Here is a 21715-nt window from a genome sequence, read left to right as displayed (position 1 = left end):
GACGAATTTTAAGTAAATTGAGGTGTTCCGCATTGCATGGAAAAAAGTCTGCACCTGATTTTTTGTTAATGATCATCACGTTTTCGTTGTTGGCGATCGGGCTTATTATGGTGTATAGCGCTAGCGCCATTTGGGCGGATTACAAGTTTCATGATTCGTTTTTCTTTGCGAAACGCCAACTATTGTTTGCAGGGATTGGCATTGTAGCGATGTTTTTTTTCATGAACATCGACTATTGGACGTGGCGCACGTGGGCGAAAGTGTTGCTCATTGTTTGTTTTATACTTCTCGTTCTCGTCTTAATTCCAGGTATCGGCATGGTGCGCAACGGTTCGCGCAGCTGGATTGGCGTTGGTGCATTTTCTATTCAGCCATCTGAATTTATGAAAATGGCGATGATCGCATTTTTAGCAAAATATTTATCTGAAAACCAAAAAAAAATCGCCTCGTTTAAACAAGGGTTACTTCCATCATTAACGCTCGTGTTTATCGCATTCGGGATGATTATGTTACAACCGGATTTAGGGACGGGAACGGTCATGGTCGGCACGTGCGTCGTCATGATTTTTGTCGCTGGCGCGCGCATGAGCCATTTCCTCGTCCTCGGTTTGCTCGGATTGGCAGGGTTTGCTGGGCTTGTGTTATCCGCTCCGTATCGCATCAAGCGCATTACGTCATTTTTAAACCCATGGGAAGATCCGCTAGGTAGCGGTTTTCAAATTATTCAATCGCTTTATGCGATCGGGCCGGGCGGGCTGTTTGGGCTTGGACTCGGGCAAAGCCGCCAAAAGTTTTTTTACTTGCCTGAGCCACAAACCGATTTTATTTTTGCTATTTTAGCAGAAGAACTCGGATTTATCGGCGGTTCGCTCGTGCTGCTTCTTTTCAGTTTATTGCTTTGGCGTGGCATTCGCATCGCCTTAGGGGCGCCGGATTTGTACGGCAGTTTTTTAGCTGTCGGCATCATTGCGATGGTTGCCATTCAAGTCATGATTAATATTGGAGTCGTGACCGGATTAATGCCGGTGACGGGCATTACATTGCCGTTTTTAAGCTATGGCGGTTCGTCATTGACGCTTATGCTCATGGCGATTGGCGTCTTGTTAAACATTAGCCGTTATGCGCGATATTAAAGGCTGACTTCACGGAAGTCAGCTTCTTCTGTTACTTTCGATGAGGGGGAAAAACGATGAAAATTGTAGTGAGTGGTGGCGGAACAGGAGGTCATATTTATCCTGCGCTTGCGTTTATTCATGAAGTGAAAAAACAACATCCAAACGTCGATGTATTGTACATTGGAACGAAAAAAGGGTTAGAAAGCACGATCGTTCCAAGAGAAAACATCCCATTTCATGCGATTGACATTAGCGGATTAAAACGTAGTCTTTCATTGGAAAACGTCAAAACGCTCGTTCGTTTTATAAAAAGTGTGCGCGCATGCAAAAAACTATTGAAACAATACAAACCGGACGTTGTGCTCGGCACAGGGGGATACGTGTGCGGACCTGTCGTGTATGCAGCAGCGAAATTAGGCATCCCGACGATCATTCATGAACAAAACAGCATTCCGGGATTGACGAATACATTTTTAAGCCGCTATGCCGATAAAGTTGCCGTTTGCTTCGAAGAAACAAAGAAATATTTTCCAAACAAAAAAGTTGTATTAACAGGAAACCCGCGCGCGTCAGAAGTCGTAGGAAAAGACGGACGAGAAGCGAGACGGTCGCTCGGATTAAATGAGCAGAAAAAGACGGTACTCATTGTCGGTGGCAGTCGCGGTGCCCGTCCGATCAATGAGGCATTTTTACAAGTGCTTCATGAAGTCGAACAAAAACCGTATCAATTTTTGTATGTTACAGGCGACGTTCATTATGATAAAGTAATAAAGGCGGTGAACGATGTCGGCAATCCGCCCAACGTCATCATTCGTCCATTTATTCACAATATGCCGGAAGTGTTAGGTGGGGTCGATGTGATCGTTGCGCGTGCAGGTGCAACGACGCTTGCAGAAATTACAGCGCTTGGCATTCCGAGCATTTTAATTCCGAGCCCATATGTGACAAATAATCACCAAGAAAAAAATGCCCGGGCGCTTGAGAAAAAAGGGGCAGCGATCGTTCGTTTAGAAAGCGAATTGACAGGTGCGCGTTTGCTTGACGATATCGACCGCATTTTGTTAGACGAACAAACGTTGACTAACATGAAAGAAGCGGCATTTCAATTAGGCATTCGCGATGCGGCAGAACGTTTATATCGCGTCATGGTGGAGATGATTTCATAAATTGCATACGATATAGGAAAGAGGTAGAGGAGGTAGAACATTGGAAAAACTACGTGAAGAGCTCTTGCAAGCGAACGTCGGAACAGTGAAAGAAAACGAACGTATGGCAAGTCATACGACGATCAAAATTGGCGGACCTGCTGACCTTTTTGTTGAGCCGAAAAATATAGATAGTTTAAAAAAGACGATGGAAATCGTCCGAAAATATGATGTACCTTGGCGTGCGATCGGTCGCGGTTCGAACTTACTTGTGTTAGATGAAGGCATTGCAGGTGTTGTCATTAAACTTGGTGAAGGATTAGATGATTTATACATTCATGATACAGAAGTGACAGTTGGCGGAGGATATTCGCTCATTAAACTGGCGACAGTCATTAGTAAACAAGGACTGTCCGGCCTTGAGTTTGCGGGAGGCATTCCGGGAACGGTGGGTGGAGCGGTATATATGAACGCCGGCGCTCACGGTTCAGATATGTCGCGCATCGTGAAGAAAGCACAAATTTTGTTTGAAGACGGAACGATTGAGTGGTTAACAAATGAAGAGATGGAATTTTCGTATCGTACGTCCGTCCTACAAACGAAGCGAAAAGGCATTTGCGTCGCAGCCACGCTTGAAATGAAAAAAGGAAACCGTGATGAAATTGTGGCAGCGATGCAAAAAAATAAAGATTATCGCCGCGAAACACAACCGTGGAACTACCCATGTGCGGGAAGCATTTTTCGCAACCCCCTTCCACAATACGCCGGTCAGTTGATCGAACAAGCGGGGCTAAAAGGATATACGATTGGCGGAGCAAAAATTTCTGAACAACATGCGAATTTTATCGTCAACGCCGGCGGAGCAACGGCAAAAGATGTGCTCGAGCTCATCGATTATGTGAAGAAGACGATTTATGACTTATACGGCGTATCATTGCAAACAGAAGTTGAAATTGTTGGGCGGAAGTAATACATTTTCCCCATCCTAATTTTTTCTATATTATGCTATAATAAAAATAGAGACAATGAACTAACGGTTGCTCATATGCGCCGTTAGTTTTCTTGTTATTTTGATTTGGTCCATCGACCGAGGTGGAGTGAATGGGAAAAGGAAAAGTTGTTGTTCTTGAAGAACGTGTGCCAAAATTAAAAGAGCAGCGAAGACAACGCGCGAATCGCTTACTCATTGCATATATCGCTTTATTTTTTATGCTTTTGTTAGCCGTCGTGTACGCGCAGTCGCCACTAAGCAACGTTGCCGTCATCCACGTCGAAGGGAATCATCATATCGCTTCCAAAGATATTATTCAATTAAGTGGCGTGACGAAAAAGACGAGCTTTTGGAAAGTAAAAAAAGCGGAAGTGGAACAGCGAATTAAACAACATCCCGAAGTGGAAGAAGTACATGTCAAAAAACGAATTCCGAATCGCATTGACATCGTTGTCGTTGAACGAAAGCGGATCGCTTACATTTTGGACAAGCATTCCTTTTTGCCGATTTTAGATAACGGAAAGGTGTTGACGCATGCAAAACGAGCGATTCCGAGCGATGCCCCGATTTTAGTCGGATGGAAAGAAGGAGAGGCTATTCAAGAGATGGCTACCCAATTGGCAAACACGCCAAGTTCGATTTTAAACCTCATCTCAGAAATTCATTATACCCCAAACTCATCGGACCAAAGGCATATTACTGTCTATATGAATGATGGCATAGAAGTGAGTGCTACCGTCGATCGTTTTTCGGAAAAAATTGTTCATTATCCTTCGATCGTCAGCCAATTACAGCCGGGGGCAAAAGGCGTCCTTCATTTAGAGATGAGCACATATTTCAAACCGTACGAAGCAGATGAAGGGAATGACAAAAACGATGAAAATGAACGGTAGCCATGTTATTTTGTCGTTCGTTTGTTTAGTTTTAGGCTTTATGTTGGCATTCTCGTATCAACTGACGAAAAAAGAGACGGCTAATCGCCAACTTGAACGTCAATGGAATAAAGAATATGAGTATCGTCAACAGCTTATTGAACAGCAAGAACAAAATCAAAAGCTACAAGCAGAGTTGTTTAAAAAACAGCAACGCGTTCGAGAAATGGAAAAAGAATTAGCAAGCGAGGAGCGAGTTTATTTTAACCTTGTCGAAGATGCGGAACGGCTGCGCATGTATCTTGGCAAAGTGAAAGTAAAAGGAAAAGGAGTAGAAGTCATGCTATCTGATGCTTCATACATCCCTTCCGAAGCGAACGCCACAAACTACATTGTTCACGAACAACATGTGTTTCAAGTTGTCAATGAACTATTGATTGCCGGGGCGTCTGCGATATCCATTAACGGTCAACGATTATCGCACCGATCGTATATCGTTTGCAACGGCCCGGTCATTGAAATAGATGGGATGCAACACCCCGCCCCGTTCGTTATTCAAGCGATTGGCGACCCGAACGTACTGATCCCTGCGTTAACGATCGCTGGTGGCGTCAAAGACCAACTAACGAGCGACCATATTGTTGTTGACATTGTAGAAAAATCGGAAATTACAATGGAACCGCTAATGCAAAAATAAGAGGAGGAGCGATGTTGACGCGAAAAACGACATGGCATTTTACGTTTGTGTCGCTTATTATCGGTTTCATGTTGGCGATCCAATTTCAAACAAGCCATGAACCAGATGTGCGCGACACACGTGACATATGGGAAATACGACAAGATTTAAAAAAAGAGCAAGAGTTACATAAACAACTGTTGCAGGAAATACGAAAGTATGAAGAAACGTTAGAAAAATATGAGCAACAGCGTTCAGAAAATAAAGGAGCCATTCTTCGTCAAACGGTAGAGGAATTAAAAAAAGAAGCAGGGCTAACGGAAGTGGTCGGGGAAGGTGTCGTGCTTTATGTCGAACAAATGTATGATGAATCATACGTCGGTCCGCTTAGCGACACGGTGTCTGCTGAGTTGCTTCGCCGACTCATGAATGAATTAAATATGTATGGCGCTCAATATGTATCGATTGCTGATCAACGCATCGTCAACACGACGGTCATTCGCGACATTAACGGTGTGACGAAAGTGGATTCGTACCCGCTACACTCTTTCCCTTTTGAAATTAAAGTGATTGCGGTAGACGCAGAAAAAATGTACAACCGGCTCAAAGCGTCGACGATTGCCGATGACTTTGCCCTTGAAAATTTACTTCTTACGATTTCAGAGCCACAACAACGTGTCGTCATTCCTCCATACGATGGGACGGTGCGCGTCAAACAAATGGAAGCAGTCGAAGATGCTAGGAGGTGAACATGATGTGGCTTCCGTTGCTTGGCCTCGTCATTGGCATATTGCTCGGATTGTTGACGGATTGGCGCATTCCGAGCGAATATGCGAACTACTTATCCATCGCGGTGCTCGCAGCGTTTGATACGCTCATAGGCGGCATTCGTGCACATTTGCAAAATATTTACGATGAGCACGTATTTGTATCTGGATTTTTTTTTAATATTATTTTAGCAACAAGTTTAGCTTTTCTCGGTGTGCATCTTGGTGTAGACTTGTATTTAGCAGCTGTATTTGCGTTCGGTGTGCGCCTGTTTCAAAACATCGCTGTCATCCGCCGAATTTTGCTGACGAAATGGTTAGAAAGCCGCCAAAAAAATCGTTTATAAAAAAGGGAATGCTGTTCGGATGTGGAATATAGTGTTGATATACATAACAACGTTCATTTTGTAAAGGAGGTGCCACCAGAATGAACAGCAACGATTTTTATGTTAGTCTTGACATCGGTACGTCCAGTGTAAAAGTCATCATTGGCGAAATGATTAACGATCAGTTAAACATTATCGGTGTCGGCAATGTGAAATCGCAAGGGCTGAAAAAAGGCTCCATTATTGATATAGATGAAACGGTACAATCGATTAAACGAGCGATTGAACAAGCGGAACGGATGGTCGGCGTAACGATTAAAGGCGCCATTGTCGGAGTAAACGGCAATCATATTCAACTTCAACCGTGTCATGGGATTGTCGCTGTATCAAGCGAAAATAAAGAAATTACGAATGAAGACGTCACGCGCGTCATCGAAGCAGCCCAAGTCGTTTCCGTCCCACCAGAGCGCGAAATTATTGATGTTATTCCAAAACAGTTTATCGTTGACGGACTTGATGGAATTAACGATCCGCGCGGCATGTTAGGCGTGCGATTAGAAATGGAAGGAACGATGATTACCGCATCAAAAACAGCTTTACATAACGTGCTTCGCTGTGTTGAACGAGCGGGGTTAGAAGTGCTTGATGTATGTCTTCAACCGCTAGCGGCAGCCTCAATTGCCCTATCGAAAGATGAAAAAAACTTAGGTGTGGCACTTATTGATATCGGTGGCGGTTCAACGACGGTCGCTGTGTTTGAACAAGGATTTTTACAAGCAACGACCGTGCTTCCAATCGGTGGGGAACATATTACAAAAGATTTATCGATCGGCATGCGTACGTCGACAGAAGATGCAGAACGCATTAAACTAAAACATGGACATGCATTTTACGATCTTGCTTCTGAAGAAGAAGTATTTAGCGTTCCCATTATCGGAACTGACCAACATCAACAATTTAGCCAATTGGAAATTGCGGATATGATTGAAGCGCGTGTAGAAGAAATTTTACAAATGGCACAAGCAGAAATTCGTCGACGCGGATTTCGCGATTTGGCTGGCGGATATGTGTTAACCGGTGGAACAGTCAATATGCCGGGCGTATTAGAACTTGCCGAAGCGATTTTTGGACACACTGTTCGTGTCGCGATGCCGGATTATATTGGTGTTCGCGATCCACAATACACAAACGGTGTCGGTTTAATTCAATTCGCTTATAAAAATGCGAAGTTACAAGGAAGACACGTTCCCGTTCTTTCTTCTAGCGCGTCAAACGATTTCCAAGCGGAGAAAAAGGTGCATAAAGCGCCAGCAAAACCAAAACAAAAAGAAGAACATTTAGCACATAAAGTCAAGAAATTTTTCGGATACTTTTTTGAATGACAATTTGAATGGCTAGGAGGATTATCATGTTGGAGTTTGACACGACTGTTGATCAGTTAGCGACAATTAAAGTAATTGGTGTCGGCGGCGGCGGAAATAACGCTGTCAATCGCATGATTGAACACGGAGTACAAGGTGTTGAATTTATTGCAGTCAATACAGACGCCCAAGCGTTAAACTTATCAAAGGCACCAATTAAGCTACAAATTGGTGCGAAATTGACGCGTGGATTAGGTGCAGGAGCAAATCCAGAGGTAGGAAAAAAAGCAGCGGAAGAAAGTAAAGAGCAAATTGAAGAGGCGCTCAAAGGTGCCGATATGGTATTCGTTACAGCCGGCATGGGCGGAGGAACAGGAACGGGGGCGGCTCCAGTCATCGCTCAAATCGCGCGTGATTTAGGTGCACTTACTGTTGGCGTCGTCACACGCCCGTTTACGTTTGAAGGAAGAAAGCGTGCGATGCAAGCGGCAAGCGGTATTGCGGCGATGAAAGAAGCAGTCGATACACTCATCGTCATTCCGAACGATCGTCTGTTAGAAATTGTTGACAAAAATACGCCGATGTTAGAAGCGTTCCGCGAAGCAGACAACGTGCTTCGTCAAGGGGTACAAGGCATCTCCGACTTAATTGCCGTACCGGGATTAATTAACTTAGATTTTGCTGATGTGAAAACGATTATGTCGAATAAAGGTTCAGCTCTTATGGGAATCGGTGTAGCAACAGGAGAGAACCGCGCCGCAGAAGCAGCGAAAAAAGCGATCTCTAGCCCGCTATTAGAAACGTCCATCGACGGTGCACAAGGCGTACTAATGAACATTACAGGTGGAACGAACTTAAGCTTGTACGAAGTGCAAGAAGCAGCTGACATCGTCGCATCAGCTGCCGACCAAGATGTCAATATGATTTTTGGTTCGGTCATTAACGAAAACTTAAAAGACGAAATTATCGTGACTGTCATCGCGACTGGATTTAACGAAGAAGTGAACCAAGCGAAAGCAACACGACAAGCGGTTGTCAAACCGAACGTTGGCGTCAAACGCGAGAAAAAAGAAGAGCCGATTGACTACTCGCCAACGCGCGGACAACAAGCAGAAGACCCGCTTGACATTCCAGCTTTCCTGCGCAACCGCAATCGTCGCCGTTAAAAAAACGCTCACTACGTGTGGGCGTTTTTTTTATTTTCATCATCTGACAAAATCTCTAAAGAAATGACGTCATCGTTTGACATACTTTTCTATTGAAAGTGCTATATACTAGTTTCAAGATAAGGAGGGGATGCCGCTGATTTATGCCGATCTCGTATGGTTATTAAATCTTTGTTTTGATGCGATGTTACTATGGCTCGTGGCGATTATGTTAAAGCGCCGCGTTCGGTTATGGCGGCTTACGCTTGCAGCATTATTCGGCTCATTGCTCGTCTTGCTTCTTTTCACGCCTTTTGCCTATATGATGTCCCATGTCGCAACGAAAATCGTCTTCTCTTTTTTCATCGTTTCGATTTGTTTTGGCTTTCATCGTTTTCGTTTTTTTATCGAAAATGTGCTCGCTTTTTATTTTGCAACGTTTATGATGGGCGGAGGGATGATTGCATTTCACTTTTTACTACAAAATGAAATAACAACTTATCGATCAGGATGGCTTTTGCATTCCACTTCGGTTAGCTGGTTGTTTGTCGTTATTATGTTTCCAATTTTATGGTTATTATCTAAGGCGCAAATGGGAACGATTCGGGAAAAAAAATTGCGATTTGAACATGTTATTGACGTGCGTGTGACATGTTTTGGACAAACGGTATGTTTAAAAGGATTAGTCGATAGCGGAAACCAGTTGCGCGACCCGTTAACAAACACACCGGTCATGATTGTGGAATTGCAACCGTTCGCACATATATTTCCTCCAGCCGTCTTACAAATGATTCACAAACGGACGTACACAGATGACATCCCGAGCGAATGGGCGAGTCGTATACGTTTCGTTCCATATCGAGCCGTTGGTGTCGAGCAACAGCTATTAATTGCAATGAAACCAGACGACGTGCAATGGTCGGACGGAAAACAATGGACATCTGTTACAAAAGTGCTTGTTGGTTTTCACCCGTCGTCGCTTTCCGCTGACGGAGAGTACAATTGCATCGTTCATCCACATATGGTCATGTCGCAAGCGTCGTAATTATTATGATTATACGGCCGATCGTGCCGAAATAGAAGGGGGATTTTATGAAGTTATTCAAATTGCGCCTCACGTATTTATGGTACAAACTATTAAAAAAATTAGGGCTCAAAGCGGACGAAATTTATTACATCGGTGGAAGCGAAGCGTTGCCGCCTCCGCTCACCAAAGAGGAAGAAGAAATGCTCTTGAAAAAACTTCCTTCTGGAGATGAAACGGCTCGTTCACTACTTATTGAACGAAATCTTCGCCTCGTCGTTTACATTGCTCGAAAATTTGAAAATACCGGCATTAATATTGAAGATTTAATTAGCATTGGTACGATTGGACTAATTAAAGCGGTCAATACGTTTAATCCGGAAAAAAAAATTAAGCTCGCTACATATGCGTCGCGCTGTATTGAAAATGAAATTTTAATGTATTTACGGCGCAACAATAAAGTGCGCTCGGAAGTATCGTTTGATGAACCGTTAAACATTGACTGGGACGGCAACGAACTGTTGTTGTCGGACGTATTAGGCACAGAAGATGACGTCATTACGAAAGATTTAGAGGCAAATATTGATCGCAGTTTACTATTTCGTGCCCTTGACCAATTGAGTGACAGAGAGAAACAAATTATGGAACTTCGCTTCGGGCTAAGTGGTGGCGAAGAAAAAACACAAAAAGATGTTGCGGATTTATTAGGCATTTCCCAATCATATATTTCCCGCTTAGAAAAGCGAATTATTAAACGATTGCGAAAAGAATTTAACAAAATGATGTAATGCATATTTTTCCCTTCGAAGGAGATACTGAAAGCTGACAGCATCTCCTGTAAGGAGGGAAAGACATGGCAAGAAACAAAGTTGAAATTTGCGGCGTTGATACGTCGAAACTTCCCGTACTGAAAAACGAAGAAATGCGTGAATTATTTCGGCAAATGCAAGCTGGTGACATATGTGCACGTGAAAAATTAATCAACGGGAATTTACGGCTCGTATTAAGCGTCATCCAACGATTTAACAATCGTGGTGAATATGTCGACGATTTGTTTCAAGTCGGCTGTATTGGACTTATGAAATCGATTGATAACTTTGATTTAAGCCAAAACGTGAAATTTTCAACGTATGCCGTACCGATGATTATTGGTGAAATTCGCCGATATTTACGTGACAATAATCCGATTCGTGTATCCCGTTCGCTGCGCGACATTGCATACAAGGCGTTACAAGTGCGCGAAAAAATGATGAGTGAAACAGCAAAAGAACCGACGGCAGAAGAAATTGCAAAAATTTTAGACGTCCCACACGAAGAAATTGTGTTTGCGCTAGATGCGATTCAAGATCCTGTGTCGTTATTTGAACCGATTTACAACGATGGTGGTGATCCGATTTACGTGATGGATCAGCTGAGCGATGAGAAAAACCGAGATACAAACTGGATTGAAGAAATCGCGTTGAAAGAAGGACTTCGTCGCTTAAACGAACGTGAAAAAATGATTATTCGCAAACGATTTTTTCAAGGAAAGACACAAATGGAAGTTGCCGAAGAAATCGGCATCTCGCAAGCACAAGTATCTCGTTTAGAAAAAGCTGCCATTAAACAAATGAATAAAAATATCCAATGGTAACATCCCCCCACGCAGTTGGGGGTTTTTCTATGCCCTCGAAATGACTACAACCCTTCCCTTGCGCATACATATAGGAGATAGAACGAAGAAAAGGAGCGGGGGAACATGGTGAAAATTTCTGAACTACAACAAAAAGACGTCGTCAATGTTGCCAACGGCAAACGCCTCGGAAATATTGGAGATATTGATATTAATTTAACGACCGGTCAAATTGAAGCCATTATTATTATTGGTGCCGGGAAAGTGCTCGGCTTATTCGGACGGACGGATGAAATTATCATTCCGTGGCGCGATATTGTCAAAGTCGGGGCTGATGTCATTCTCGTTCGATTAGATGGCGATGAATAGTTCAGGTTTTCGGCAAGCTGTGATAAAATAGGAAAAAAAGTGATAAAATTGTACAAAGGATGTCGGACGATGAATGAAATATTTCGCCAAGCGCATGAGTCATTGCTTATGTTTGATGACTGGGAAAACGTCATTGTTGCGTTTACAACAAAACGAGGTGGAGTAAGCAGCGAGCCGTTTGCGACGTTAAACGTTGGCATGCACGTCAACGATCATCGACATGCGGTGTATGAAAATCGGAAAAAAGTAGCCGAGCAGTTAAACGTTTCGCTTGATCGCTGGGTATGTGCCGATCAAGTGCATGGTGTACACATCGAAAAAGTGACGAACGAACATGCAGGCAAAGGGGTGCGCACGTATGATACCGCTTTGCCGCATACAGACGGGCTGTATACAAGCGAACAAGATCTCATGTTGGCGCTTTGTTTTGCGGATTGTGTTCCGCTTTACTTTTTTGCCCCAAGTAAAAAGCTCATTGGACTTGCACATGCTGGTTGGAAAGGAACGGTGCATAACATCGCTGGTGAAATGGTGAAGCGGTGGAATGAAGAAGGAGTAGATGCGCGTGATATGTATGTCGTCATTGGGCCATCGATCGGTCGCTGTTGTTATATCGTCGATGATCGCGTCATCACATTCGTTCAAAAGGCGCTAGTCAACTCGTCTCAATCTCTTTATAATGAAACAAGTAAGGGACAGTATGCGCTCGATTTGAAAGAAATGAATAAACAGCTTTTGCAGCAAGCAGGTGTTCCGAGCGAACACATCGCTATTTCATCGTATTGCACAAGCTGTGAGCAGTCATTATTTTTCTCCCACCGTCGCGACGGTGGCCAAACAGGAAGAATGATGGCGCTTATTGGCTGGAGGTGATGACATGTCTGTGAAACAACGGTTACAAACGATTCAACAACATATTGCTGAAGCGTGTGAAAAAACAGGACGCAACGCCGCAGACGTTCAAATCGTGGCAGTGACAAAATACGTAAGCATCGCACGCGCAAACGAAGCGGTGGAAGCAGGCATCGTTCATTTAGGTGAAAGTCGTGCCGACGGTTTTTTACAAAAATATGAAGCAATCGGAAAAGAAGCGACGTGGCATTTTATCGGTACGTTGCAATCGAGAAAAGTAAAACAAATCATCGATTACGTCGACTACATTCATTCGCTTGATCGTCTTTCGTTAGCGGAAGAAATCGACAAACGAGCGAATCGAACAATGAAATGTTTTGTGCAAGTGAACGTATCAGGAGAGACGTCTAAACACGGATTAGCGCCAGAGGATGTATTTTCGTTTATTGAAACATTATCCGCTTTTTCGCGTATTGAAGTTGTTGGATTGATGACGATGGCGCCATATACGGATGATGAAGCGACGATTCGTCGTTGTTTTCGAACGTTGCGTGAGTTAAAAGAGCGCGTGCAAGAAAAACAATATCCGCATGCTCCATGTACACAACTGTCGATGGGAATGTCAAACGATTACGTCATTGCCGTTGAAGAAGGAGCTACGTTTCTTCGACTCGGTACATGTCTTGTCGGTGAAGAGGAGGTGGAATGATGGGATTTGTGAAAAAAATTCGCGATTTTTTCGATTTAGATGAAGAAAAATGGGAAGAGGATGAATACGAGCAAGAAGAAGTTGCTCAACAACCAAAAGCCGAACAAAAGCAAAACGTCGTCAGTTTACAAAGCGTGCAAAAATCGTCCAAGCTCGTTTTATTTGAGCCACGTGCTTACGCAGAAGTACAAGAAATTGCCGACCATTTAAAAAATCGACGTGCTGTTGTCGTCAATGTTCATCGTGTCGACCGCGATCAAGCGCGACGCATCGTTGACTTTTTAAGCGGAACGGTATATGCAATAGGCGGAGACATTCAACAAGTCGGGTCGACCATTTTTTTATGCACACCGGATAACGTCGATGTGAGCGGCTCGATTTCGATTGTTTCTGATGATGAACCGACAATAAAGAGGTGGTAAATGTGTATCAAATAGCAAACTTTGTAGCAACAGTCATTGAAGTATATTCATATGCGATTATTATTTACATTTTAATGTCTTGGTTTCCAAATGCGCGCGAAACGAAAGTAGGGCAATTTTTTGCCAATATTTGCGAGCCGTATTTAGAGCCGTTTCGTCGCTTCATTCCACCGATTGGCATGATCGACATTTCGCCGATCGTCGCCTTGCTTGTTTTGCGCTTTGCGACGGCAGGCGTTTACGGATTAGTCGATATGGTTAGTCGAGGATTGTAATGGATATTTATCAACATTTTCGAAAAGAAGAGCATCATTTTATCGATCTCGTGTGCGAATGGAAGCGGCTTGTGACGGAACAGTACGCTCCGAAACTCACGGACTTTTTAACTCCGCGCGAACAACAAATCGTCCGCTCGATTGTCGGCAACAACGACGAGGTGCACGTTGCTTTTTTTGGCGGTTCATCATCTGTTGAACGAAAGCGTGCGCTATTATATCCGCCGTACATGCAACCGAATGAAGATGATTTTCAACTATCGTTGTTTTCCATTCGCTATCCGAAAAAATTTGTGACGCTCGGGCATCGTGATGTGCTCGGTGCCCTTTTGTCACTCGGTGTGAAGCGTGAAAAGTTTGGCGACATCGTCATCGTTGATGATGTCATTCAATTTGTGGTTGCTAAAGAAATTGCACCGTTTGTAAAAATGAACGTCACAGCGATTGGAAAAGCAAAAGTATCGTTAGAAGAACAACCACTTTCGCAACTTCTTGCTGTGAAAGAAGAATGGGAGGAAGAAACGTTTACTGTTTCTTCTTTGAGACTTGATGCGATTTTAGCCCAATGTTTCCGAATATCGCGTCAAAAAGCGCAAGCGCTTATTACTCAAAACTATGCAAAAGTAAATTGGAAAACGGTCGACCAAGCTCATATGGAGTGTCAAGAAGGGGATTTGCTTTCGTTGCGCGGCTATGGCCGCTGCCGATTGCAAGCGGTTGTGGGACAAACAAAAAAAGAAAAATGGCGCATCGTTGTCGAAAAAGCAAAATAAAAGCAGGATTTTCGCAAAACATGTCGAAACATACGGTACGTACATAAGATGGAGGTGGGCTACATGCCGTTAACGCCGTTAGATATTCATAATAAAGAATTTAGCCGAGGCTTTCGCGGATATGATGAAGATGAAGTAAATGAGTTTTTAGACCAAGTCATTAAAGATTACGAAATGATCTTGCGTGAAAAAAAACAGCTTGAAGAAAAAGTGAAAGAGCTGACAGAGCGACTCAACTACTTTACAAATATTGAAGAAACGTTAAATAAATCGATTTTAATCGCCCAGGAAACAGCAGAAGAAGTGAAGCGAAACGCGCAAAAAGAAGCGAAGCTCATCATTAAAGAGGCGGAGAAAAACGCAGATCGCATCATTAGTGAAGCGCTCGCTAAAACGCGGAAAATTGCGATGGAAGTGGAAGAATTAAAACGTCAAGCGAAAGTGTTCCGCAATCGTTTTAAAATGTTAATTGAAGCACAGCTCGATATGTTAAACAACGGCGATTGGGATCATTTATTAGATTACAAACTTGATGATGAAGCGGTGCAAGAAATAACCGAGTCTTGACGGATGGCATTGTTATTGCCTATAATATCGATTACAGTTATATCGCAAAAACGATGAAGGGGACAGTAGTTCTTTCATCAGCTTATTACAGCGAGCCGAGGGCGGTGGAAGCTCGGCATAAGCGAAAGAATGAACATCACCCCAGAGTTCCGTGCTGAACGAGTAGTAGGACACGGCGCGTCATTCCCGTTACGAATGTCGAGTGGACTATGTTTACATAGTCAATAAGGGTGGTACCGCGAGACCTTCTCGTCCCTTTTGGGCATGAGAAGGTTTTTTTATTTACATAAAAAGGAGGTAAACAAATGGACTACAAAGATACGTTACTTATGCCAAAGACCGATTTCCCGATGCGTGGAAATCTTCCGCAACGGGAACCACAAATGCAAGCGAAATGGGAAGAGATGGACATTTATCGTAAAGTGCAAGAGCGCACGAAAGATCGTCCGCTGTTTGTGCTGCATGATGGACCTCCGTATGCGAACGGCGACATTCATATGGGCCATGCGCTCAATAAAATTTTAAAAGATTTTATCGTGCGCTATAAATCAATGAGCGGTTATTGTGCCCCGTACGTGCCGGGATGGGATACGCACGGTTTACCAATTGAAACGGCGCTCGCGAAAAATAAAGGCGTCAATCGAAAAGAAATGAGCGTTGCCGAATTTCGCAAGCTATGCGAACAATATGCGTACGAGCAAATTGACCGCCAGCGCGAGCAATTTAAACGACTTGGTGTGCGCGGCGATTGGGACAATCCTTACATTACGTTAACGCCAGAATACGAGGCACAACAAATTAAAGTATTTGGCGAAATGGCGAAAAAAGGATTAATTTATAAAGGATTAAAACCTGTCTACTGGTCTCCATCGAGCGAATCGGCGCTTGCCGAAGCCGAAATTGAATATAAAGATAAACGCTCGCCATCGATTTACGTTGCATTCCCTGTCAAAGACGGAAAAGGGGTGCTTGAAGGCGATGAAAAAATCGTCATTTGGACGACAACCCCATGGACGATTCCAGCGAACTTAGGCATCGCTGTTCATCCACAGCTGCAATATAGCGTTGTTGAGGCAGACGGTGGCAAATACGTCGTTGCATCCGAGTTATTACAATCGGTGCAAAAAGAAATTGGCTGGGAACATGTCACTGTATTAAAAACAGTCAAAGGAAGCGAACTCGAATACGTCGTGGCGAAACATCCGTTTTACGACCGTGATTCGCTCGTCATTTGCGGCGAACACGTCACAACAGACGCCGGAACCGGTTGCGTTCATACGGCGCCAGGACACGGGGAAGACGACTTTATCGTCGGTCAAAAATACGGCCTTGGCGTTCTTTGCCCTGTCGATGAGCGCGGCTATATGACGGAAGAAGCGCCAGGGTTTGCCGGCATGTTTTACGATGACGCAAACAAAGCGATTACAGAAAAGCTACAAGAAGTAGGTGCTTTATTAAAACTATCGTTTATTACGCACTCATATCCGCACGACTGGCGGACGAAGCAACCGACGATTTTCCGTGCGACAGCTCAATGGTTTGCGTCCATTGATAAAATTCGCGATCAATTGTTACAAGCGGTCGAAGAAACAAAATGGGTGCCAGCATGGGGTGAAATTCGCATCCATAACATGATTCGCGATCGCGGTGACTGGTGCATTTCACGTCAACGTGCATGGGGAGTACCAATTCCAGTCTTTTATGCGGAAAACGGCGAGCCAATTATTACAGATGAAACGATTGAACACGTATCGAACTTGTTCCGCCAATACGGCTCAAATGTTTGGTTTGAACGTGACGCGAAAGAGTTACTGCCAGAAGGGTTTACGCATCCAGGTAGTCCGAACGGACGGTTTACGAAAGAAACGGACATTATGGACGTATGGTTCGACTCAGGTTCTTCTCATCAAGCGGTATTGGAAGAACGTGACGATTTACAACGTCCAGCCGATCTTTATTTAGAAGGGTCCGACCAATATCGCGGCTGGTTTAACTCGTCGCTTTCAACCGCAGTTGCGGTTACTGGAAAAGCACCGTATAAAGGCGTATTAAGCCACGGATTCGTGTTAGATGGCGAAGGACGAAAAATGAGCAAATCGCTCGGTAACGTCGTCGTGCCTGCGAAAGTAATGGAACAACTCGGCGCCGATATTTTGCGTCTTTGGGTTGCTTCTGTCGACTATCAAGCAGACGTGCGCATTTCTGACAACATTTTAAAACAAGTGGCAGAAGTGTATCGCAAAATTCGCAACACGTTCCGCTTTATGCTCGGTAACTTATTTGATTTCAACCCTGCGGAACATACGGTAGCGATCGATCAGTTGCGCGAAGTCGACCGCTACATGCTCATTAAATTAAATCGTCTCATCGAAAAAGTAAAACAAGCGTACGAAACGTATGAATTTGCGACGATTTATCATGAAGTAAACAACTTCTGTACTGTTGATTTAAGCGCATTTTATTTCGACTTCTCCAAAGACGTATTGTACATCGAAGCGGCAAATAATCATGAACGTCGCTCGATTCAAACGGTGTTGTATGAAACGCTTGTTGCGTTAACGAAACTTGTTGCGCCGATTTTACCGCATACGGCAGATGAAGTATGGTCATACATTCCGCACGTCAAAGAAGAAAGCGTGCAGCTTGTCGATATGCCAGAAGCGGTGCATATTGATGATGCAGATCGCATCGTTAAAAAGTGGGATGCGTTTATGGAATTGCGCGATGAAGTATTAAAAGCGCTAGAAGTGGCGCGCAACGAAAAACTGATCGGTAAGTCGCTTACAGCGCACGTCATTTTATATCCGACCGACGAAACGAAAGCGCTCATCGATTCGATTGAAGAAGATATGAAACAGCTATTAATCGTTTCAGCGTTTTCAATTGGCGGCTCATTTACAGAAGCACCGAGCGAGGCGCAAACATTCACCAAAACAGCGATTGTCGTCAAACAAGCTGAAGGCAAAACATGCGCGCGCTGCTGGGTTGTTACACCAACAGTAGGAGAAGATGCAGATCACCCAGAACTATGTCCACGTTGTGCGACAATTGTCAAGCAATAACACCCATCCCCCTTCGCCTTTGAGGGGGGATTGTTTTATGATAAAATGAAAAAGAATTTCGCTTTGGAGGGGTAAGATGTTATATTATTTGCTTGCTTTTGTCGTTATATTGATCGATCAATGGACGAAATGGCTTGTCGTTCGCTATATGGAATTAGGGGAAAGCATTCCAATTATTGAGAACGTCTTATACATGACGTCGCATCGCAATCGCGGAGCGGCATGGGGGATGTTGCAAGGGCAATTTTGGCTGTTTTATGTCATTACCATCGTCGTCGTTGTCGGCATCGTCATATACATTCAACGGTTGCAGCCGACGCAGCGACTATTTGGTATCGCCCTTGGACTCATGCTTGGGGGCGCGCTCGGCAACTTTATTGATCGCGTGTTTCGAAAAGAAGTCGTTGACTTTGTGCATACGTATATTTTTAATTATAGCTTTCCGATTTTTAACGTCGCTGATGCAGCATTAACGATCGGTGTTGCGCTCATGTTTATTTATACATGGATCGAAGAAAAACAACGAAAGGGAATGAGCGATGGAGCAAATTCAACTCACGATTGAAGAACAACATGATGGGGAACGCATTGATAAAGTGATTGCTGAATTAAATGAACAATGGTCGCGTTCTCAAGTACAACAATGGTTAAAAGAAGGGCATGTGCTCGTTAACGGCAAAGCAGTGAAACCGAATTACAAATGCCATGTCGATGATGACGTGGTCATTTCCATTCCTGATCCGGAGCCGTTAGATGTGAAACCGGAGCCAATTCCGCTTGACATTTATTATGAAGATGCAGACGTGCTCGTTGTCAATAAGCCGCGCGGCATGGTTGTTCATCCAGCGCCGGGACATATGCACGGGACGCTTGTCAACGCATTGCTTGCTCATTGTCAAGACCTTTCAGGCATTAACGGCGTATTGCGACCAGGCATTGTTCATCGCATTGATAAAGATACGTCTGGTTTATTAATGATCGCAAAAAATGATTTGGCGCACGAGTCGCTTGTTAATCAACTTGTAAACAAAACGGTGACGCGCAAATATGTTGCAATTGTTCACGGCGTCATTCCGCACGATTACGGGACGATTGATGCGCCAATCGGGCGCGACCCACGCGATCGTCAAAGTATGGCGGTCGTTGAAAACGGAAAAGAAGCGGTGACGCATTTTCGCGTTCTTGAACGATTTGAACATTATACGTTTGTGGAGTGTCAACTCGAAACAGGGCGAACGCATCAAATTCGCGTCCATATGAAATATATCGGCTATCCGCTTGCGGGTGATCCGAAATACGGTCCGCGCAAAACGTTACCGATTGATGGACAAGCGCTTCATGCCGGCGTATTAGGATTTCATCACCCGCGCACAGGCGAATATTTGCAGTTTGAAGCCCCGATGCCTCATGAATTTGAACGATTGCTCGATATGTTGCGAAATAATCGTTGACAAACGAAACAAGGAAACGTAAAATGAACTCAAGTGAACAAAGACCTTTAAGTTCAGTCCCGTGAGGCTGAGAAGGTGTCGGATCTAGGTGACGTATGCCTACATGTACCCTCTCGCCAAACGGTGAGAGGGTTTTTTGTCTGGAGGTGAAACGATGCAAAAAGCGATCGTATTAGATGAACAAGCGATTCGACGCGCATTGACGCGCATTGCCCACGAAATTATTGAGCGCAATAAAGGGATTGACGGCTGTGTGCTCGTCGGCATTAAAACGCGCGGCATTTACTTAGCAAAACGATTAGCTGAACGCATTGAACAAATTGAAGGAACATCCATTCCTGTTGGCGAGCTAGACATTACATTGTACCGCGACGATTTAACGGTAAAAACGGACGATCGCGAACCGCTTGTGAAAGGAACGGACGTCCCGTTTTCTGTTACGAATCAAAAAGTCATTTTAGTTGATGACGTATTATTTACAGGCCGAACGGTGCGCGCAGCAATGGATGCCGTGATGGATCTTGGACGTCCGGCACAAATTCAATTGGCGGTGCTCGTTGATCGCGGTCATCGTGAATTGCCAATTCGCGCTGATTTCGTCGGCAAAAACATTCCGACGTCAAGCTCGGAAATGATCGTCGTCGAATTGAAAGAAGTAGACGACATCGATCAAGTCAGCATACATGAATAAAGCACCCTTTTTAAAGGCAGTCCAGCGAGGCTGACAAAGGGGATTCGTTTCCTACACCCTCTTTGTGCCTTCGTACGGACAAAGAGGGTTTTTTATATAAAAGAAAGGGAGAGAGAAGATGAACAAACCAGTATTAGACGTGAAAGATGTCCCTTCTTTCGGGCAGCTTGTTACACTTAGTTTACAACATTTATTTGCGATGTTTGGTGCAACGATTTTAGTGCCGTATTTAGTCGGATTAAGTCCAGCGATGGCGCTCATTTCAAGCGGACTTGGCACACTCGCCTTTTTAATCGTCACAAAATGGCAAGTTCCTGCGTACCTCGGTTCATCATTTGCGTTTATTACACCCATTATTGCAGCCAAAGCAGCTGGTGGTCCGGGTGCGGCGATGATCGGCAGTTTTTTAGCGGGGCTCGTATATGGGATCGTCGCTTTAGCGATTAAAAAAGCAGGGTATCGTTGGATTATGAATTTACTCCCGCCAATCGTTGTCGGTCCAGTCATTATCGTCATCGGCTTAGGATTAGCCAACGTCGCCGTCAGCATGGCGATGAACGGTCCAGACGGAAAATATAGCTTGACGCACTTTTCTGTTGCAGTTGTGACGCTTGCCGCAACAATTATGTTCTCGATTTTATCGCGAGGAATGTTTAGTCTTGTGCCTGTCCTTATGGGCATTATCGTCGGTTACGTGTACGCGTTAGCTGTCGGTGTCGTCGATTTATCAGGGGTGGCAAAGGCAAAGTGGCTTGAGATGCCTGATTTCTTGTTGCCGTTCGTTCATTATGACGTGCGTGTGACGCTCGATATTGTGCTTTTGATGGTGCCTGTGGCGATTGTGACATTATCTGAACATATCGGTCATCAGCTCGTATTAAGCAAAGTCGTTGGGCGCGACTATATTAAAGAACCAGGTTTACATCGCTCGATTTTCGGTGACGGATTAGCAACGATGATTTCTGCGCTCATCGGTGGTCCACCGAAGACGACATACGGCGAAAATATCGGCGTATTAGCAATTACACGCGTATATAGTGTGTACGTGTTAGCTGGCGCCGCTGTCCTTGCGATCGCGTTCGGATTTCTCGGTAAAGTGACAGCGCTCATTAGCTCCATTCCGACGCCGGTCATGGGTGGTGTATCCATCTTATTGTTTGGAATTATCGCTTCTTCTGGTTTGCGCATGCTTGTCGATAGTAAAATCGACTTTGGAGATAAACGAAACTTAGTCATTTCATCTGTCATTCTCGTCATTGGCATCGGGGATGCTGTTGTCAAAGTATCAGAACAATTTGAAGTGCACGGTATGGCGCTTGCAGCCATCACAGGTATCGTATTAAACCTCATTTTGCCAGGTCGCCCGAAAGTGTCGGATAGTGTATTTGAACAAAAACATGATGTCGCATAACACACCTTTTAAAAGAAGTCCAGCGAGGCTTACAAAGGTGTGACAGAGGAAATCCGTTCATTGAAACGGCCTCTTTCCTCATGATTTTTAAACACCTTG

At 44.2% G+C, this 21715-nt stretch carries 24 protein-coding genes and 1 other annotated feature; all 24 genes read left to right on the top strand.

What is annotated here, in order from left to right; all coding sequences use genetic code 11:
* Window positions 1–32 precede the first annotated feature (32 nt).
* Complete coding sequence (spoVE, locus tag HNQ84_RS00420; RefSeq protein ID WP_183247156.1) at window positions 33–1133, top strand: stage V sporulation protein E; 1101 nt, start codon at window positions 33–35, stop codon at window positions 1131–1133.
* Window positions 1134–1189: 56 nt separating this feature from the next.
* Window positions 1190–2281, top strand: a complete 1092-nt coding sequence (murG, locus tag HNQ84_RS00415; protein WP_435620778.1) for an undecaprenyldiphospho-muramoylpentapeptide beta-N-acetylglucosaminyltransferase — start codon at window positions 1190–1192, stop codon at window positions 2279–2281.
* Between the two features lie 40 nt (window positions 2282–2321).
* A complete protein-coding gene (gene murB / locus HNQ84_RS00410) occupies window positions 2322–3230 on the top strand; it encodes a UDP-N-acetylmuramate dehydrogenase (RefSeq protein ID WP_435620777.1) in 909 nt (302 codons plus the stop codon).
* 131 nt (window positions 3231–3361) lie between these two features.
* Window positions 3362–4144: a cell division protein FtsQ/DivIB gene (locus tag HNQ84_RS00405; RefSeq protein ID WP_435620776.1), complete on the top strand. Its 783-nt coding sequence runs from the start codon at window positions 3362–3364 to the stop codon at window positions 4142–4144.
* On the top strand, window positions 4107–4820 hold the full coding sequence (locus HNQ84_RS00400; RefSeq protein WP_183247150.1) for a DUF881 domain-containing protein: 714 nt from the start codon (window positions 4107–4109) through the stop codon (window positions 4818–4820). Before HNQ84_RS00405 ends, HNQ84_RS00400 begins: the two co-directional genes overlap by 38 nt.
* A gap of 11 nt (window positions 4821–4831) precedes the next feature.
* Window positions 4832–5548 carry a DUF881 domain-containing protein gene (locus HNQ84_RS00395; protein WP_183247148.1) on the top strand — a complete coding sequence of 239 codons (717 nt, stop codon included), beginning with the start codon at window positions 4832–4834 and terminating at the stop codon, window positions 5546–5548.
* 5 nt (window positions 5549–5553) lie between these two features.
* Window positions 5554–5913 carry a small basic family protein gene (locus HNQ84_RS00390; RefSeq protein ID WP_006321460.1) on the top strand — a complete coding sequence of 120 codons (360 nt, stop codon included), beginning with the start codon at window positions 5554–5556 and terminating at the stop codon, window positions 5911–5913.
* A gap of 80 nt (window positions 5914–5993) precedes the next feature.
* Window positions 5994–7274: a cell division protein FtsA gene (gene ftsA / locus HNQ84_RS00385; RefSeq protein WP_183241687.1), complete on the top strand. Its 1281-nt coding sequence runs from the start codon at window positions 5994–5996 to the stop codon at window positions 7272–7274.
* Between the two features lie 26 nt (window positions 7275–7300).
* A complete protein-coding gene (gene ftsZ / locus HNQ84_RS00380) occupies window positions 7301–8419 on the top strand; it encodes a cell division protein FtsZ (protein WP_183241685.1) in 1119 nt (372 codons plus the stop codon).
* Between the two features lie 130 nt (window positions 8420–8549).
* On the top strand, window positions 8550–9443 hold the full coding sequence (spoIIGA, locus tag HNQ84_RS00375; protein WP_435620775.1) for a sigma-E processing peptidase SpoIIGA: 894 nt from the start codon (window positions 8550–8552) through the stop codon (window positions 9441–9443).
* Window positions 9444–9490: 47 nt separating this feature from the next.
* Window positions 9491–10210 (top strand): RNA polymerase sporulation sigma factor SigE, encoded by a 720-nt coding sequence (gene sigE / locus HNQ84_RS00370; RefSeq protein ID WP_032101530.1) that lies wholly within the window; start codon window positions 9491–9493, stop codon window positions 10208–10210.
* A gap of 65 nt (window positions 10211–10275) precedes the next feature.
* Window positions 10276–11055, top strand: coding sequence for an RNA polymerase sporulation sigma factor SigG (gene sigG / locus HNQ84_RS00365; RefSeq protein WP_032101529.1), 780 nt, complete (start codon window positions 10276–10278; stop codon window positions 11053–11055).
* A gap of 105 nt (window positions 11056–11160) precedes the next feature.
* Entirely contained in the window at window positions 11161–11403 is a 243-nt protein-coding gene (locus HNQ84_RS00360) for a YlmC/YmxH family sporulation protein (protein ID WP_032101528.1), read from the top strand.
* Window positions 11404–11472: 69 nt separating this feature from the next.
* Window positions 11473–12276 (top strand): peptidoglycan editing factor PgeF, encoded by an 804-nt coding sequence (gene pgeF / locus HNQ84_RS00355; protein WP_032101527.1) that lies wholly within the window; start codon window positions 11473–11475, stop codon window positions 12274–12276.
* A 4-nt stretch (window positions 12277–12280) separates the two neighbouring features.
* Window positions 12281–12964, top strand: a complete 684-nt coding sequence (locus tag HNQ84_RS00350; RefSeq protein WP_032101526.1) for a YggS family pyridoxal phosphate-dependent enzyme — start codon at window positions 12281–12283, stop codon at window positions 12962–12964.
* Window positions 12964–13386, top strand: coding sequence for a cell division protein SepF (locus HNQ84_RS00345; RefSeq protein ID WP_035046585.1), 423 nt, complete (start codon window positions 12964–12966; stop codon window positions 13384–13386). Before HNQ84_RS00350 ends, HNQ84_RS00345 begins: the two co-directional genes overlap by 1 nt.
* A 2-nt stretch (window positions 13387–13388) precedes the next feature.
* Complete coding sequence (locus HNQ84_RS00340) at window positions 13389–13661, top strand: YggT family protein (protein ID WP_032101525.1); 273 nt, start codon at window positions 13389–13391, stop codon at window positions 13659–13661.
* Window positions 13661–14434, top strand: a complete 774-nt coding sequence (locus tag HNQ84_RS00335) for a YlmH family RNA-binding protein (RefSeq protein ID WP_032101524.1) — start codon at window positions 13661–13663, stop codon at window positions 14432–14434. Before HNQ84_RS00340 ends, HNQ84_RS00335 begins: the two co-directional genes overlap by 1 nt.
* 63 nt (window positions 14435–14497) lie before the next feature.
* Complete coding sequence (locus HNQ84_RS00330) at window positions 14498–15001, top strand: DivIVA domain-containing protein (RefSeq protein ID WP_032101523.1); 504 nt, start codon at window positions 14498–14500, stop codon at window positions 14999–15001.
* Between the two features lie 44 nt (window positions 15002–15045).
* Window positions 15046–15261, top strand: a binding site (T-box leader).
* Between the two features lie 45 nt (window positions 15262–15306).
* Window positions 15307–18063, top strand: a complete 2757-nt coding sequence (gene ileS, locus HNQ84_RS00325) for an isoleucine--tRNA ligase (protein WP_435620774.1) — start codon at window positions 15307–15309, stop codon at window positions 18061–18063.
* 76 nt (window positions 18064–18139) lie between these two features.
* Complete coding sequence (lspA, locus tag HNQ84_RS00320; protein WP_032101521.1) at window positions 18140–18628, top strand: signal peptidase II; 489 nt, start codon at window positions 18140–18142, stop codon at window positions 18626–18628.
* Complete coding sequence (locus HNQ84_RS00315; protein WP_055441913.1) at window positions 18603–19514, top strand: RluA family pseudouridine synthase; 912 nt, start codon at window positions 18603–18605, stop codon at window positions 19512–19514. The genes lspA and HNQ84_RS00315 overlap by 26 nt, the downstream gene beginning before the upstream one ends.
* A gap of 154 nt (window positions 19515–19668) precedes the next feature.
* Window positions 19669–20205, top strand: a complete 537-nt coding sequence (pyrR, locus tag HNQ84_RS00310) for a bifunctional pyr operon transcriptional regulator/uracil phosphoribosyltransferase PyrR (RefSeq protein WP_032101519.1) — start codon at window positions 19669–19671, stop codon at window positions 20203–20205.
* 118 nt (window positions 20206–20323) lie between these two features.
* Window positions 20324–21616, top strand: coding sequence for a solute carrier family 23 protein (locus tag HNQ84_RS00305; protein ID WP_035046596.1), 1293 nt, complete (start codon window positions 20324–20326; stop codon window positions 21614–21616).
* Window positions 21617–21715 lie beyond the last annotated feature (99 nt).

It is taken from the genome of Anoxybacillus eryuanensis (assembly GCF_051200995.1).
In the GTDB taxonomy this organism is placed as follows: Bacteria; Bacillota; Bacilli; order Bacillales; family Anoxybacillaceae; genus Anoxybacillus; species Anoxybacillus tengchongensis.
The sequence above is the reverse complement of the archived record's forward strand: the minus strand, read 5'-3'. Positions and strand labels throughout refer to the sequence as shown.